Annotated in this window: 12 protein-coding genes; all 12 read right to left on the reverse strand. The window is 52.0% G+C overall.

Annotated features, from left to right (window positions below; genetic code table 11):
• Positions 1-84: 84 nt before the first annotated feature.
• On the reverse strand, positions 85-1,230 hold the full coding sequence (locus tag EAH77_RS02420) for an MFS transporter (RefSeq protein WP_140470196.1): 1,146 nt from the start codon (positions 1,228-1,230) through the stop codon (positions 85-87).
• A 139-nt stretch (positions 1,231-1,369) separates the two neighbouring features.
• Positions 1,370-1,930 carry a ferredoxin-type protein NapF gene (gene napF / locus EAH77_RS02425; RefSeq protein WP_140470197.1) on the reverse strand — a complete coding sequence of 187 codons (561 nt, stop codon included), beginning with the start codon at positions 1,928-1,930 and terminating at the stop codon, positions 1,370-1,372.
• Positions 1,930-2,538 carry a Tat proofreading chaperone DmsD gene (dmsD, locus tag EAH77_RS02430; RefSeq protein WP_140470198.1) on the reverse strand — a complete coding sequence of 203 codons (609 nt, stop codon included), beginning with the start codon at positions 2,536-2,538 and terminating at the stop codon, positions 1,930-1,932. The genes napF and dmsD overlap by 1 nt, the downstream gene beginning before the upstream one ends.
• 57 nt (positions 2,539-2,595) lie before the next feature.
• Positions 2,596-3,453, reverse strand: a complete 858-nt coding sequence (locus tag EAH77_RS02435; protein WP_140470199.1) for a dimethyl sulfoxide reductase anchor subunit family protein — start codon at positions 3,451-3,453, stop codon at positions 2,596-2,598.
• A 1-nt stretch (position 3,454) separates the two neighbouring features.
• Positions 3,455-4,072 carry a DMSO/selenate family reductase complex B subunit gene (locus tag EAH77_RS02440; RefSeq protein WP_140470200.1) on the reverse strand — a complete coding sequence of 206 codons (618 nt, stop codon included), beginning with the start codon at positions 4,070-4,072 and terminating at the stop codon, positions 3,455-3,457.
• A gap of 11 nt (positions 4,073-4,083) precedes the next feature.
• Positions 4,084-6,531 (reverse strand): dimethylsulfoxide reductase subunit A, encoded by a 2,448-nt coding sequence (dmsA, locus tag EAH77_RS02445; protein WP_140470201.1) that lies wholly within the window; start codon positions 6,529-6,531, stop codon positions 4,084-4,086.
• Positions 6,532-6,627: 96 nt separating this feature from the next.
• The gene (ynfE, locus tag EAH77_RS02450; RefSeq protein ID WP_140470202.1) at positions 6,628-9,081 is read right to left on the reverse strand and encodes a selenate/tellurate reductase subunit YnfE; all 2,454 of its coding nucleotides are present in this window, start codon (positions 9,079-9,081) and stop codon (positions 6,628-6,630) included.
• A gap of 303 nt (positions 9,082-9,384) precedes the next feature.
• Entirely contained in the window at positions 9,385-10,677 is a 1,293-nt protein-coding gene (gene serS, locus EAH77_RS02455) for a serine--tRNA ligase (RefSeq protein ID WP_140470203.1), read from the reverse strand.
• A gap of 106 nt (positions 10,678-10,783) precedes the next feature.
• Positions 10,784-12,127, reverse strand: a complete 1,344-nt coding sequence (locus tag EAH77_RS02460; protein ID WP_140470356.1) for a replication-associated recombination protein A — start codon at positions 12,125-12,127, stop codon at positions 10,784-10,786.
• Positions 12,128-12,134: 7 nt separating this feature from the next.
• Positions 12,135-12,746: an outer membrane lipoprotein chaperone LolA gene (lolA, locus tag EAH77_RS02465; RefSeq protein WP_140470204.1), complete on the reverse strand. Its 612-nt coding sequence runs from the start codon at positions 12,744-12,746 to the stop codon at positions 12,135-12,137.
• Between the two features lie 195 nt (positions 12,747-12,941).
• Positions 12,942-16,394, reverse strand: a complete 3,453-nt coding sequence (locus EAH77_RS02470) for a DNA translocase FtsK 4TM domain-containing protein (protein ID WP_140470205.1) — start codon at positions 16,392-16,394, stop codon at positions 12,942-12,944.
• Between the two features lie 121 nt (positions 16,395-16,515).
• Entirely contained in the window at positions 16,516-17,010 is a 495-nt protein-coding gene (gene lrp, locus EAH77_RS02475; RefSeq protein ID WP_013574775.1) for a leucine-responsive transcriptional regulator Lrp, read from the reverse strand.
• Positions 17,011-17,348: the final 338 nt, after the last annotated feature.

A 17,348-nucleotide genomic window follows, 5' to 3' on the forward strand; every position in this document is an offset into this window, starting at 1 on the left:
CATAAAAAACGCCCGGACAGTCTTACTGCCGGGCGTTTTTTATTGACCAAAGAGTCACTCGGGGAATATCTGTCTGACGTAGGATTAAGCTGCTGCCACTGGATTTTGGTGCTTGTCGGCCTTACGTAACAATGCCACCAAATAAACCAATGCAACGATGGCAATCATCACAAACAGTAGCCGGTCGGAATAGCTTTGCATCAGCATGGCGGTCATCGTTGGGCCAGCCAGACTGCCAATGGTGTAACTCATCAACAGCGCCTGATTCATTGCCACCAGTTCGTCTGGATTGACCTTTTCGCACGCCCAGGACATAGCCACCGGATATAGCGTAAAACCCGCGCAACCCAGAATAAACAAGGTGGGTGCCATTGCGTACCCGCTGAGCATCGCTATACTGCCCAAAATCACCACAAAGACCTGCACCCGTAAAACAATCAGACGACCATAGCGGTCGGCAAGACGCCCGACCGGCCATTGGCCAATGATGCCTGAGCTGACCAGCAACGCCATCCAATAGCCCACGTCTGCATCGCTCATCCCCTGATGATTCAGGAACAGCGGCATCAAACCATACAGTGACCCGAGAATTATCCCCGAGATAACGCAGCCATTAATTCCCAACCGCGCGCTGCGGCGCTTAAGCATAGGCCACACGGTCATACGCGGCTGCCCGCTGTCCTGATTGATGATATGGGTGAAAAGTAGCGGCAGCATAGCAATCACAATCAGTGACGTGACCCATGGCAACACATTAAGCAGTTCGGTAGAAACCATACCAAGCATCAACTGTCCGAAAACCGTACCGATGTAATAAATAATCATATAGGCCGCTAACAGCTGGCCGCGATTTTTCACCGTGCCGCTGCGCAGTAATGCGCTCTCAACCACGACCCAAATCAGTGCGCATCCCATACCTGCAACAAAGCGCCAGCCAATCCAGCTCCAGAATGTCATGGAGAGCGCCAGACCGGCGGTGGCGATAGCAAACACAATGCAGGAGAGATGATAGCTGCGATTAAACCCGATTCGTTTGATCAACGCACCGGCGATCAGTGTGCCGACCAAATTCCCGGAATAATACGAGGAACTGACGAGTCCGACTTGCCAGGTTGGCAGCATGTCGTGGCTCAACCAGAGAGGGACAAGCGTATTGAGAACAGCAATAGAAACCGTCAGTAACAGGAGCCCACAGAGCAATAATATTACCGGGCGAGAATAGGCGGACATAGGGCGTTGGCGACCACGAATGCGAAGAAATTGCGCGCATCATGCCACCAGCGGATTAAAAGTCAATCAGGTGAAAATCGGCATGAGCACGAACTGCGGGGCAATGATTCAAATCACTCATCAATCATGGGGAACAATGTCACAGGCTCACTAAACACAAAGTAATATCACCATGATAACAAACAAGTTTACATTTCCCACAGCCATTACAGTGCGTATTATCGATGATGGGTTGATTCTGTTGATTAAAAAATATTGCCGTGCGCGGACACACAATTTCGCACATCCGGCATAAATCATCCAGCCGCCCCAGACATTGGTCAGAAATCACCGGGCGCAGGCCGGTATCCATGACCGCACTGAAGTCCAGCGCCCCACTATGGCAGATCGCTGTACAGGCACCGCAGAAATCACATTCGGCAAACTCGATATTCACCTGCGCTTTTCCGCCATCCAGAGCAATGATCCCCATCGGGCATGCATCGCGACAAGCCCCACAGCCATCGCAGGATTGTAAAAACAGCGGTTCTACGGCGGCTTGAGGTGGACGTGCCACACGCCGCTGCAATGCCTCCGACTCAAAGCCGTGCTGCAAGGCTCGTTGCCCAGGAGCGAGTAAACCGCGAAACAGCCCGCGGCGACTGACCGTCCTTGAACTCATCCAGGCACGATAATAAGCCGAGTCGCGAGAGTCACTCATCAGCGATATAGCTCATGCTCAACTACTGCGTGTGTACATTGCTGTTGCCATCCCGTCAACGTGATGCGGGTTAACTGAGCAAGGCTCTGATACAAAGGATGCGCAGCGCCCTCCTCTAACAGGGTCAGATAACGGAAAGACCAGGGGAAAAGATGCATTGCCAGAAACTCGTTGAGCAGAGCCGGAGAGTTTTCCGCCAACCAGGCTGACATCATCAACATCAGACCGATGTGATCCTCAGGTTCAGCCTGAGTCCGATTGGGTTCGATACCGTGATCACGCATCCATTCCCGCAGGTCAAGGGTGGAATCACCAAACAGTACGCTTTCACGATCCAGATAAACCGATCCCCAGGGTGGTGCGGGCAGCGCATAGGGGCCAACAAACAGGCGCTGGAAAGCCTCTGCATCTGGCTCTTCATGGGTTGTAAATTGCGCTAAAAGTGTAGCAATAGGTTGCAGATCCCCTGGCTCACCATAAGGCCACTCTTGCATCCACTGATTGCTCTGCAACCAATGGATGAGGGGCAGTGCCTGCACTGAGTTTGGCGGAAAATATAAGAGCGAACCTACGATTTTTCCTGTGGCGGCGATGGCTTCTACTGACATACGTCACTCGCTTTGAAAGCGCGCATTGCAGCGAAGCAATGCGCGAGAGATAAAGGATTAACTGCCAATTGTCATACCTACGGTCATATGCAGACCATAGAAAACGGCACGCCCGATTAACTCACCGGCAAACACCATAACAAAAGCCAGCGTCAGGGAGGCAACCGCAGGACGGTTACGCTGAATCAGTGGGCAAATCCAGCAGCCAAGACCAAGAACAACCAGCACCAGACGCGCAACACTCAACGCGCCATATTGCGGTATCAGCGCAGACGCAGCCTGAACCGAGCTGTTGATCATCGCCAGGCTCGCACTCTGCATCACCACGGCCGCCATGCTGACAACCAGTGCAGCGACGCTTACCATCGGCAACAAACGTAACGTACAACTTTGGATATTGGCTAAACGCAGCAGCAAAGCACCGAGCAGCGGTCCACCAATCAGGACCGTCAGGACAAAGTTCAGTGAGGTATACGCATTGTCCCATGTCGGGACCGTATCAATTTCATAAACCCGGCACATGGCGTAAACAAAACCCACGCCCGCCACCATGGTGATCACCAGCCAGACCTTACCTAACGCCTCAGGCATTTTATTCAATACGGCCAGCAGCCAGTAAATGCCGCCCAGCGCAAAGAACAAAGAACCACTGCCGATTTCGTTACTCAGTGGCGATGACCCCAGACGATTCAATGAGTTGAACGCCCTAAGTGGTGAACCAAGGTGCAGCACGGAGGCGATAAAAGCCACCGCCATCAACACCCACAGGAAGAACATTGCCAGGTGAATTCGGCGCATCTCTTCCTGAGTGCGTTTACTGAGCAGAGCCAAGGCTAAGACGACAAAGCCCCCCACCACACACTGCCCTAAAACGGTAAAGACCATCAAAGGCCATTCATGCCATCCGTTTCCCATCTCAGACCTCCTTCGGGTTAGCAAGATATCCAGTGGTATCGCCTACCGGACGGCAATTCGCATTGGGCTTAATAACAATATTCGGTTTTGTGAACTGCGCACCAGGCAGAGGCGCAACCTGCGCCAGCGTGCCGTATTTCTCCCGCAACTCTTCGATCGGTGCCATGTCCAGCGCGCGTAATGGGCAGGATTCGACGCAAATCGGTTTCTTACCTTCGGCCACGCGTTCGTAACATCCGTCGCATTTGGTCATATGGCCTTTCGCGGCGTTGTATTGTGGTGCGCCATACGGGCAGGCCATGTGGCAATAACGGCAGCCGATACAGATATCTTCGTTAACGACGACGAAACCGTCATCACGTTTATGCATTGCGCCGCTCGGGCAGACCTTGGTACAAGCCGGGTCTTCACAATGGTTACAGGCAATCGACAGATAGTAGGCAAAAACGTTCTGATGCCAGCCGTCGCCGTCCTGCTGCCAGTCCCCCCCCGCGTATTCGTAGATACGTCGAAAACTGACATCAGGTGTCAGATTCTTAAAATCTTTGCACGCCAGTTCGCAAGTCTTGCAGCCGGTGCAACGACTTGAATCAATATAAAAACCATATTGGGTTGTCATGATTTATTCCTTTAAACCTTCGCCACTTGCACAAGGTTGGTATGAGAGGGGTTACCTTTCGCCAGGGGTGAAGGCCGTTGAGAAGTCAAAACATTGATGCTACCTGCACGGTCGATTTTGTTACTGTCAGGTGAGTACCAGGCTCCCTCTCCCAGCGCAACCACGCCCGGCATCATACGCGGCGTCACTTTGGCAGCGATCTGTACTTCGCCACGGTCATTGAAGATGCGGATCATGTCGCCATTGCTGATATTGCGCGAACTGGCATCCAGAGGATTGATCCACATCTCCTGACGGCAGGCGGCCTTCAGGACATCGACATTGCCGTAGGTCGAATGGGTGCGGGCTTTATAGTGGAAACCGGTCAGTTGCAACGGATAACTGCTCGCCAGTGGGTCATCATAGTTTTCAAATCCAGCGGCATAGATCGGCAGCGGATCGATAATGTCATCTTTTTCCAACTGCCATTTCGTGGCGATATTGGCCAACTCAGCGGAGTAGATTTCGATTTTACCCGATGCGGTTTTCAGAGGATTGGCTTGCGGATCCTGACGGAAAGCTTTGTAGGCGACATGGTGCCCTTGCGGATCGCGCTGCTTGAAAATACCGTGTTGGCGGAAAGTGTCGAAGTCCGGCAAGGCGGGTATCGCCAGCATGGATTGCTGATACAGATGGCGCATCCACTCTTCCTGAGTACGGCCTTCAGTGAACTTCTGCTCAACGCCCATGCGTTTAGCCAGTTCACTGGTCATCTCATAGATGTTTTTGCATTCGAAACGCGGTTTGATGACTTGATCGGCAAAAATGACGTAAGCCATATTGCCCGCCGAGGCGTCCAGACAGAAATCCATCTGTTCGGATGCGGTACAGTCGGGCAGGACGATATCGGCATATTTTGCCGAAGAAGTCATGTGGTTATCTATCACCACAATCATCTCACACTGCTTGTCATCCTGAAGAATGTCGTGAGTGCGATTGATATCAGAGTGCTGATTGATTAGGCAGTTACCGGCATAGTTCCAAATAAATTTGATGGGAACATCCAGCTTATCTTTGCCCCGAACACCATCTCGCGTGGCCGTCATTTCAGTAGCGCGGACAATCGCATCCGTCCACATGAACATGGAAATGCTGGTCTGAACTGGATTTTCAAACGTAGGCATGCGGACAAACGGCAGGCTATAAGAGCCTTCACGCGCGCCCGAGTTTCCGCCGTTAATTCCCACATTACCGGTCAGAATGGCCAGCATCGCAATGGCGCGGGTGGCTATTTCACCGTTCGAATGACGCTGCGGTCCCCACCCTTGTGAGATAAAGGCCGGTTTTGCCTGGCCTATTTCGCGCCCAAGCTTAATGATTTTGTCGGCTGAAATACCGGTGATCTTCGCCGCCCACACTGGGGTTTTGGCAATGCCATCCGCGCCTGCGCCCAAAATATAGGCTTTATAATGCGCATTAGCCGGTGCGCCAGCAGGCAGGGTTTTCTCGTCATAACCAATGCAGTATTTATCAAGGAACGGTTGATCCACCAAATTTTCGGTGATCATCACGTGCGCCAACGCGGCAGCCAGTGCACCGTCCGTACCAGGACGGATCGGCACCCACTCATCCTCACGGCCAGCACCGGTGTCGGTATAGCGCGGGTCGATGATAATCATCCGGGCATTGGATTTCTGCCGAGCCTGTTCGACGTAATAGGTCACCCCGCCGCCGCTCATTCGCGTTTCACCCGGGTTGTTGCCGAACAGCACCACCAACTTACTGTTTTCAATGTCTGACGGGCTGTTGCCATCAGCCCAGCCGCCATAAGTGTAATTCAAACCTTCGGCAATCTGCGCTGAGCTGTAATCGCCGTAGTGATTGAGATACCCACCGCAGCAGTTCATCAGGCGCGCAATCAGTGTAGAACCCGGTGGCCATGAACGGGTCATGGTGCCGCCTAAGGTTCCGGTGCCGTAATTCAGGTAGATCGCTTCATTGCCATATTTGCTGATGATATCTTTCATGCTGCCAGCAATGGTATCGAATGCCTCTTCCCAACTGATACGTTTGAATTTACCTTCACCGCGTGCGCCTACCCTTTTCATCGGGTATTTCAGGCGATCGGGATTGTAGACACGACGGCGCATCGAACGGCCCCTCAGGCAAGCACGCACCTGATGCAATCCTTCGTAGCTGTCATCGCCGGTATTGTCGGTTTCGACATAACGGATCTCGCCGTCTGTCACATGCATTCTCAACGGACAACGGCTGCCACAATTCACCGTACAGGCACTCCAGACCACTTTCTGATTGGCCGGTTTGCTGCCAGAGACTGCTTCTGTCGCCAGTGCATGACGAAAAGGGAGTGATACTCCCCCCGCTGCTGCTGCCAACCCCACCAGAGCGGAACTTTTCATCAGCGAACGACGACTGATTCCCTCGCCTTTGGTTGATGTCTCTTGCTTCTTAATCGACATTACTTTGCTCCTCAATATCCCCCGCATAAAACGTTCAGGGGGATAAACATTGATGACGACTTCTGCGGGAGGGAGTCTTTGCGTCCCCGGCCTCGCTTATACTTTTTCTATTTGAATCAGGTTGGTATGCTGGGGATTGCCTTTGGCCAGCGGCGACGCTCGTTGGGTGGTGAGCGTATTCATGCAGGCACCGTGATCGACGCGGTCGCCGTTCATGTTGGCCTGATGCCACGCACCCTGCCCCATCGCCACCACGCCTGGCATAATGCGTGGCGTCACTTTGGCCGCCACCCGCACTTCACCGCGATCGTTGAAAACTTTCACCTTGTCGCCGTTTGCGATGCCGCGGGTTTTGGCATCAAGCGGATTGATCCAGACTTCCTGGCGACAGGCAGCCTGCAACACATCAATGTTGCCGTAAGTTGAGTGAGTGCGGGCTTTGTAATGGAAGCCAAACATCTGTAGCGGGAACTGGCTGCGTTTCGGGTCGTCCCATCCTTCGAACGTCGACGCATAAATCGGCAGCGGGTTGATGGTTTCATCTTTTTCCAACTCCCACTGCGAGGCGATGTCAGCCAGCGCAGAAGAGTAAATTTCAATTTTCCCTGACGGAGTTTTCAGCGGATTAGCCTGCGGATCCTGGCGGAATTTTTTGTAAGCCACGAAGTGCCCTGCCGGATCTTTACGCTTATAAATACCCATCTCGCGCAATTCCTCGTAGGCCGGCAATGTCGGGTCTTTCAACAGCATTTTGGCGTAAAGATAGTGCAGCCACTCACGTTGGGTACGGCCCTCAGTGAATTTAGCGTAAACATCCGGGCCAAGACGGCGCGCTACTTCGCTCATCATCTCGTAGATGCCTTTGCGTTCGAACTTGGCGGTGGTCGCTGGCTGAATGAATATTAGGTAGCCCATATTCCCGGCGTAATCGTTGGGAATAATATCTTCCTGTTCGACAGTCATCAGATCAGGCAGCAGAATATCGGCATATTTTGCCGAAGAGGTCATGAAGTTTTCCAGCACGACAATCATTTCGCACTGTGAGTCATCCTGGAGAATGTCATGAGTTCTGTTGATGTCAGAATGCTGATTGGTGATGGTGTTTCCGGCGTAGTTCCAGATAAACTTGATCGGCACATCAAGCTTATCTTTGCCGCGCACACCGTCCTTTTTGGCCGTCATTTCGGGGCCGCGTACAATGGCATCAGTCCAACTGAAACAGGAAATTTGCGTTTCCACCGGGTTTTCCAGCACCGGCATACGTTCGATAGTGATGGTGTAAGTGGATTCACGCGCGCCGCTGTTACCGCCATTAATGCCGACGTTGCCGGTTAAAATCGGCAGCATGGCAATCGCACGGGAAGTCAGCTCACCGTTGGCCTGGCGCTGCGGCCCCCAGCCCTGGGAAATGTACGCCGGTTTGGCCTGTCCAATTTCACGCGCCAGTTTAATGATACGGTCAGCGGGGATACCCGTGACGTGTGAGGCCCATAACGGCGTCTTGGCCGTGGCATCTTCACCCTGACCGAGAATATAAGCTTTGTAATGGCTATTAGCAGGCGCATCGGCAGGCAAGGTTTTTTCGTCGTAGCCGATGCAGTACGTATCAAGGAATGGCTGATCGACCAGATTTTCGGTGATCAACACATGGGCAAGGCCTGCGACCAGCGCGGCATCTGTGCCAGGACGAATAGGGATCCATTCATCTTCACGCCCGGCGGCGGTATCGGTATAACGCGGATCGATCACAATCATGCGCGCATTCGAACGCTCACGCGCCTGTTCCAGATAATAGGTGATCCCGCCACCACTCATGCGTGTTTCAGCCGGGTTGTTACCAAACAGCACCACCAGTTTGCTGTTTTCGATATCCGACGTACTATTACCGTCGTTGCTGCCGTAGGTGTAAGGCATAGCGCAGGCGATCTGCGCCGTACTGTAGGTACCATAATGGCTGAGGAAACCGCCATAACAGTTCATTAGGCGGGCGACCAGTGAGGCGTAAGGCGAAGAGCGTGTAATGTTGCCGCCCACTACACCGGAGGTGTAATTGATGTATACCGCTTCATTGCCATATTTGGCGACAATACGTTTCAAGTTGTTGGCAATGTCGTCGAATGCTTCTTCCCAACTGATACGCTTAAATTTACCTTCACCGCGCTTACCCACGCGTTTCATCGGATAGTTAAGACGCTCAGGATGATTCATACGGCGACGCATTGAGCGTCCGCGTAAACAAGCGCGCACCTGATGGTCACCATATTCGTCATTGCCGGTATTGTCGGTCTCAACCCAGTACACTTCGTTATCACGAACGTGCAACCGCAGGGCGCATCGGCTGCCGCAGTTTACAGAGCAAGCGCCCCAGACTACACGGTCTTTGCCATTCTGGGTTTCGGCAGTGACAATTTCAGCCATAGCTTTGCGGCTGAAAGGCAATGAAACGCTGCCTGCAGCGATGGCCAGTCCTGCCAGCGTGGATGTTTTCATCAACGTTCGGCGGCTGATCCCCGCTTTCTCTGGGGTTATTTCAGGTTTAATTTCCGACATGCTACGCTCCGGTAAGTTGCTGCTTCCTGTTGCTCCGTCCTGTCCCACCGGTAACAACACCGATGCCTGTAGACCTTGGCGAAGAAATGAGCGGGCCGGGGAAAGCGTTTAAATTGGAGCATCAGCATACCCACTCAGATTGCATGGATACTACTCACCATGAGGTAGGAAACTTTGTTTGCTATCAAAAAAGGAAGGATTGAACACCAGTGATTAGTAAATTCGTCGCACCACGCACTATTTCACACATAAAAAAAGCGCCCGCTGGCGCTTTTTCGCTATATTTTAGAATATATAACGGCATTAGCCGATATATTCTAAACCCCCCATGTAAGGGCGTAATACTGCTGGCACTTCGATACGGCCATCGGCCAACTGGTAATTTTCCAACACGGCCACCAGAGTACGGCCTACGGCTAAGCCGGAACCGTTCAGGGTATGAACCAAACGTGTTTTTTTCTCGGTTTTGCTACGGCAGCGAGCCTGCATACGACGCGCCTGGAAATCCCACATGTTTGAGCATGAAGAAATTTCGCGATAAGTATTCTGCGCAGGCAGCCACACTTCCAGATCGTAGGTTTTGGCGGAACCAAAGCCCATATCGCCGGTACACAGCAACATTTTGCGGTATGGAAGGTCCAGCAACTGAAGCACTTTCTCAGCGTGGCCAGTCAGCTCCTCTAAAGCCTGCATGGAGTCTTCCGGGCGAACAATTTGTACCATCTCGACTTTATCGAACTGGTGCATACGAATCAGACCACGAGTATCACGGCCATAAGAACCGGCTTCAGAACGGAAGCACGGGGTATGGGCAGTCATTTTCAGCGGCAGGGACTCTTCTTCCAAAATTTCGTCACGCACCAGATTGGTGAGCGGAACTTCAGCCGTTGGAATCAATGCATAGTTACTGGTGCCTGCTTCTTCGCTTAGCGGTTTAGTGTGGAATAGATCCTCACCAAATTTCGGCAACTGGCCGGTGCCGTAAAGCGTGTCATGGTTAACCAGATACGGTACATAAGCTTCGAGATAGCCATGCTGCTCGGTGTGCAGATCCAGCATGAACTGAGACAAAGCACGGTGCATACGGGCGACCTGCCCTTTCATCACCACGAAACGCGAACCGGTCAGTTTGACGGCAGCGGCAAAGTCCAGCCCACCGGACATTTCGCCCAGGGACACGTGATCGCGCACCTCGAAATCATACTGACGAGGTGTACCCCAGCGGCTGACTTCCTGATTATCGTTTTCGTCTTTACCGGCAGGCACGGAATCATCTGGCAGGTTAGGAATAGCGGAAGCGATATTGCGAATGTCATTTTGCAACGCATCCAGCTCAGCCTTCGCGGCATCCAGTCTCTCACCCAGCGCATTCACTTCCTGACGCAGGGGTTCGATGTCTTCGCCACGGGCTTTTGCCAGACCGATAGATTTCGATCGAGCGTTACGGTCAGCCTGGAGAGTTTCCGTTTCTACCTGCAAGACTTTGCGACGTTCTTCTTGAGAACGTAGCGTTTCCACATCGAGTTTAAAACCTCTGCGAGCAAGTTTTTCTGCAACTGCGTCTAGCTCATTACGCAGTAGATTGGGATCGAGCATGCTAATCCTGTACGTGTCGTTTTGATTGTGAAGTAGATGAAGCACGCCGCCTGAACCGGCAGCATGTCAAAGAGTTATCAGAAGTAACCTTACCGCAAGAGCAAAATTAGCGGTAGCGTTTTGTCGGGCTATTTTGATCTTGTTCAGTCAGCCATGCCAGCTTTTCGCCGATCTTACCTTCCAGCCCGCGAGATGATGGATAATAGTACTGAGTTTTCGCCATTTGCGGCGGGAAATAGTTCTCACCAGCGGCATAGGCGTTGGGTTCATCATGGGCATAACGGTATTCTGCGCCCAGCCCCATTTCCTTCATCAGCTTGGTTGGCGCATTGCGTAAATGCTCGGGCACATCATAATCCGATTGCTCGCGGGCATCGCGCATCGCCGCTTTAAAAGCGCTGTAGACAGCATTGCTTTTCGGTGCGCAGGCCAGATAAACAATCGCCTGAGCGATTGCCCGTTCACCTTCAGCCGGCCCAACGCGGGTAAAGCAATCCCACGCAGAAATGGCAACCTGCATACCGCGTGGATCCGCATTCCCGACATCTTCTGACGCAATCGCCAATAAACGTCGGGCCACGTAAAGCGGATCGCCACCGGCAGTAATAATGCGGGCGTACCAGTAAAGAGCGGCATCGGGGGAAGAACCGCGCACCGATTTATGCAGTGCAGAAATCAGATCATAATAGCGATCGCCTTTGTTATCGAAACGCGCGCTGCGCTCACCGGAGATTTCTTTCAGTAACTCAGGCGTTAAAGTCCTGATGCCGTTGGCATCGATTTCAGCCATATCAGCCATCATTTCTATGCTGTTTAGCGCACGGCGTGCATCACCGTTAACCAGTTCACCCAGCATTCGACGCGTCTCATCGGGTACTACAATTTTTTGATCCGCATAGCCGCGCTCTTTGTTGGTCAGCGCTTGATCAATCACTTTCTCGATATCTTCCGCCGTCAGGGATTTGAGCAGATAGACGCGTGCACGGGAAAGCAGTGCTGAATTGAGTTCGAACGAGGGATTTTCGGTCGTCGCACCAATAAAGGTGATGGTGCCGTCTTCGATATGTGGCAGGAAAGCATCCTGCTGGCTTTTGTTAAATCGATGGACCTCATCAACAAACAGTATGGTGCGTCTGCCTGCATCACGGTTTTGCCGCGCACGCTCTATTGCCTCACGGATCTCTTTAATGCCTGAGGTGACAGCCGAAATGCGTTCCACATCCGCGCTGGCGTAGCGCCCAATCAACTCTGCCAGCGTCGTTTTCCCCGTTCCCGGTGGTCCCCATAGGATCATCGAATGCAGTTGCCCGGCTTCTATCGCACGTGGCAACGGTTTACCCGGCGCCAGTAAATGTTGCTGGCCGATATACTCTGCAAGAGAAACTGGCCGCATTCTTGCGGCCAGTGGCTGGAACTCATTGTGGGAAAAATCGAGTGACAGATTACTCAAAGGGGCCTCACTGACGCTGGTCATCCACCGTCACACCTTTCGGCGGTGTAAATTTGAATTTGGCATCATCAACCGTGGAGTTTTGCTGGCCTTTCAAGACATAAGCACTTTTCTGGCCATCCTGCTCAACGGCGGTAAAGCTTTTGATGGTGCCGGTTGGGGTCACATTAATCGCAAATTGCTTGAGATTGCCCGTTGCTGCTTTCGGCGTTAATTCGAAATCATCGCCTTTTTGCTTGATGTTGTATTTTGACCAGTCACTGCTGTCGTTGCGGGTAATCAACATAAACGGCGTATTACCGGTCGCATTTTTCAGCCAGGTTGCAGTAACTTGCTCAACAAACGGGTTATAGAACCACAGAGTTTTACCGTCAGACACCAGAATGCTTTCATCCGGTGATGTCATATGCCAGTTGAAGAGATTGGGGCGTTTGACCCACAGCTCGCCTTCACCCTGCTGCACAGCAGCACCATCATCACTGGTGACGGTTTGAGTGAAGCTGGCATGGAACGTATTCAGTTTGCCAAGACGAGATTTAAGATCACTGCTAGCGTCAGCCAGAACGGAAGCGGAGGTAAACGCAGTCAATAAACACCCTACCATTAACAATTTTTTCATTCTTATACTTGCCTCAGAAATCCATAAATTCAGACGATGCCTTTCACACAGGCAAAAGACGTATGGTGCGAACTCTATCCGAGGCAGCGTGCCAGCGGTAGCTCAATCGTCTGAAAAACCATTGTTTTACGCATCTTTGCATAAGGGCCGCATTCGCGACCCTTCTTAACAAAATACAAGCAAATCAGGAGAGATTTATTCGTGCGATGGCGGTGCCAGCACCTCGCGGTTACCGTTATGGCCCGGAGCACTGACAATGCCCTGCGCTTCCATTTGCTCAACGATACGCGCCGCACGGTTGTAGCCGATACGGAACTGACGCTGTACACCGGATATAGAAGCACGGCGTTTATCCACCACGAAAGCCACTGCCTGATCAAACAGGGCATCCAGCTCTTCATCACTATCAAGACCCAGACCACCGCCCTCACCGTCTTCACCACCGGAGATGATGCTTTCGATATATTTTGGACGACCGCGGGCTTTCCAGTCTTGAACGACTGCATGCACTTCCTGGTCGCGAACAAAGGCACCGTGAACACGCACAGGGATCGAGGAGTTAGGCGCCATATACAACATGTCACCCATACCCAGTAAAGATTCGGCACCGCCCTGATCGAGGATAGTGCGTGAGTCAATTTTACTCGAAACTGTAAACGCAATACGGGTGGGGATATTGGCTTTGATAAGGCCAGTGATAACATCCACTGACGGACGCTGGGTTGCCAGAACCAGATGAATACCCGCCGCACGCGCTTTCTGTGCCAGACGTGCAATCAATTCTTCAACTTTTTTGCCCACCGTCATCATCAGATCAGCAAATTCGTCCACCATAACCACAATGAAAGGCTCTTTCTCAAGATGCGGAGGTTCAGCCGCCATGCCATCACCTGGCTTCCAGAATGGATCAGGAATTGGGCGGCCCATGGCTTCGGCTTCTTTTACTCGATCGTTATAGCCCGCTAAATTACGCACTCCAAGTGCAGACATGAGCTTATAACGACGCTCCATTTCGCCCACACACCAGCGTAATGCATTAGCGGCATCTTTCATGTCTGTTACAACAGGAGTCAAAAGGTGTGGAATGCCTTCATAGACCGATAACTCGAGCATTTTCGGGTCGATCATAATGAATTTCACGTCTTTCTCTGACGCTTTATAAAGAATACTCAGAATCATGGCGTTAACACCCACCGACTTACCGGAACCTGTAGTACCAGCAACCAATAAGTGTGGCATTTTAGCCAGATCAGCTATTACCGGTTCACCGGAAATATCTTTACCCAACACGATCGTCAGCGGTGAAGGACTGTCTTGGAATTTCGCACAGTCCAGCACTTCGCGTAGATAAACGGTCTGACGCTTTTTGTTAGGTAATTCTAATCCGACATAAGGTTTGCCCGGAATAACCTCAACCACACGAACAGCCACCGCAGACAGGGAGCGCGCAAGGTCACGCGACAAATTTGAAATACGTGCAGCTTTAACACCTGGAGCCAAATTCAGCTCGAAACGCGTGATCACTGGCCCAGGTAATTTGCCGACAACATCCGCCTTTATGCGGTAATCATTTAAACGCGCTTCTATTAGGTTACCCATTTGTTCTAATGCAAAGTCATCTACAGGCTCAGCTTCAACCGGAGGAGAAGTCAACAGGTCCAATGATGGGAATGGCGTGGTCGGCCTGACCAACGGTTGCTCATTGCGCATAAGGAATGGGTGGATCAGACTGTCCATGTTTGGCTGATGCGTCGCCTGTGACTGCTGCGGCGCTTCATACTGCTCGATAGCTTCCACCGGCGCATGGGATGGGCGATGGACTGACTGGCCGAAAGTTGGCACATCAGGTTCTTCGCTTTTCTGTGGGGACAGCGTAAACAGCGGTTCCGAAGGCGTGTCATCGACCAAATCCGCCATTGGCGAGAAGGTGAAGGCATCATGCGTGCTGATATTGATTGCCGCCGCCGCCAGAACCTCAGAAGCTGACTCCGTTGGCGCAGAGGAGAAAGCACGCTCCTGATAGGGCACGGAATCCATTGGCTCCTGCGCTTCCTGTTGGTAACGATTCTGCTCACGCGTAGCAAACGCTTGACGCAATGCGGCCTCCTCTAGCGCCGCCTCCTCGTCCTGCTCGGTAGCTTGGTGTTCTTCACCGTAACGCTGGCTTTGCTGATGGGCAAACTGCTGACGCAGCGCCGCTTCCTGTAAAGCCTGGTCATCGTCGCCCTGAATGCTATCGGTATCATCAATCGCAGGACCAGCGACATGTTGCTGTGCGGCAACCTGCTCTTGCTCCTGTTGTTCTGCCATTCGTTGGGAAGGCAACTTGATACCGTAAGACGCCAGCTCGCGACGCGTAGGGATACGAACCGGATTTGGACGCGGTAATTCTGGACCGACACCTTTTTTAATTTGCGAATTGCCATCACTGACAGCACTGAACGCAGGCATAAAGGTATTGGTTGACGATATAGCCGACTGCCCGGCCTGTGCCAGGCCCGTCGCCAGTGCCGCCGTTGCTGCAACACTATTCACATCGGAGCTGTCGCGCTGTGCGGTACTAAAATCAAAAGGCGAGTGCTCAGCGTCAGGATCGGCATGTGCACTCCAGTTACCCAGACGCGGCTCATCCTGACGGTGAGGCGAATGCGGCACAGGCTGTTGCGGCGCAGGCGTTTCCTGGGGGATCTCAAAACTGTATAACGGTGGAGGTGGCGAAATAACCGCTTCCGGCGCAGGAATATGCGCAGGCGGAGTGAGTTCTGCCGGAGTTGGTTCAGCGGGAGAGGCTATCGTTTGTGGCTGCGGGCTCTCATGAACAGGCTCGTGCACTGACGGCGCAGAGAACAATACATCATCCTCTTCCTCAGCAGCCGAAGCGGGAGCAGATGAAGCTGCAACGGCCGCCGTGGTAACTGCCGCAGCACGTGCTGCATCAGAAGGCACATAATCGCTATCAAGAAGAGGATCGTCATGCGCATCCTGGGCTTGCTGATCATGGTGATCGTCATATTCTTCATCGTCATCACGGCGCGAACGGTTAGTCATAAAGGTGGTTACACCTAAAACCACACCGCCAATTTTCTCTGCAATCGTCAGCCATGACCACCCTGTAAACAGCGTTAAACCCGCTGCCCAGACGCATAGAAGCAACAGGGTTGCGCCAACATTGTTCAACCACGGGGTCATTGCTGTTCCCAGCAAACTGCCGATCACCCCGCCGGAAGCGAAGTAATAGAGGTCGTCGATGTTAAACGCGGCTAACCCACAAGATGTAAGAATTAACGCCAGCGTCCCGATGAGGCGCAGCGATAAGGAAAAATAATCGACATGATCCTGATTATCACGCTGGCGAAACGCCGCCCAACACAGGCTAAGCATGATAGGGGGAATTGCGTAAGCCAATACGCCAAAAACGAAGAATAATGTATCGGCCATCCAGGCCCCGACACCCCCACCCCAATTATGGATAGGTCCATGCCAAGCAGTCTGCGACCAGCTCGGATCTGATGGGTTAAAACTCACCAATGCCGCAATAAGGTAAACGGCGAAAACGGCTACCACAACCAGCACAGCCTCCAATACACGGCGGCTACTGCTCAGTTTCTTCAAGGTAACGTCTTTATCTTCTGTATATTCCTGGCTCAAGAAAGGCTCTCCAGGTTCCTGTGGGCTGAAAAAGCAACAGCGCCGAGAACGGGCCTCGGCGCCAGAGCTGTATAGATACACAGGAGTGTAGCTAACTTTATAAGGTTTTGCACCTGAACCTTTACCGGGTCTTAATGACCAGTCGGTTAGTTTGTTTTACTTCTTCCATCACCACATAGGTGCGGGTGTCGTTGACACCCGGCAGACGAAGTAACGTCTCTCCTAACAACTTACGGTAAGCGGACATATCAGGTACGCGGGTTTTCAACAAATAGTCGAAGTCCCCGGAAACCAAATGACACTCCTGAATATCTTCGAGTTTCTGTACTGCAGCATTAAATTGCTCAAACACATCCGGTGCACCACGGTTGAGTGTTATTTCAACAAACACCAGCAGTGAAGCATCCAGATAATGTGGATTGAGCAATGCGGTATAACCGTTGATGAAGCCCTGACGTTCTAAACGACGAACGCGCTCCAGACACGGCGTTGGAGATAATCCCACACGTTTGGAAAGCTCGACGTTTGAAATCCGGCCATCCTTTTGCAGTTCATTGAGGATGTTACGGTCAATACGATCGAGATCTTTTCCCGGACGTTTTTTATTGTCTACCATTATTATTGTCTCTCTGCTGTCCTTCCCTGCACCTGCCATACCCTAGCCAACTTCAATGTGTCAGGGTTTGTCCAAAGCGAAGACCCGATTGTTATAGGTTTTAGCACCCTGTTTAAACACGTTCGTCCCCTGTCGAAAGAAAACGCGTTCAGTGACCTGATACCGAGAAAAAATAACGCTGTGAAATTAATAGCTTGCATGCTGACAGCTGTTTTCACTAAATCCTGCACAAGAAATGACCAGCGTTGTAAAACCCCGAACGAGCCAGGTAGCAGCTGTTTGCGTAATTTCAAGTTACAGGCAGGCGATTAATTTCTTCGTCCCCAGATGTTTTCGCA

The organism is Ewingella americana (assembly GCF_006438725.1).
In the GTDB taxonomy this organism is placed as follows: Bacteria; Pseudomonadota; Gammaproteobacteria; order Enterobacterales; family Enterobacteriaceae; genus Ewingella; species Ewingella americana_A.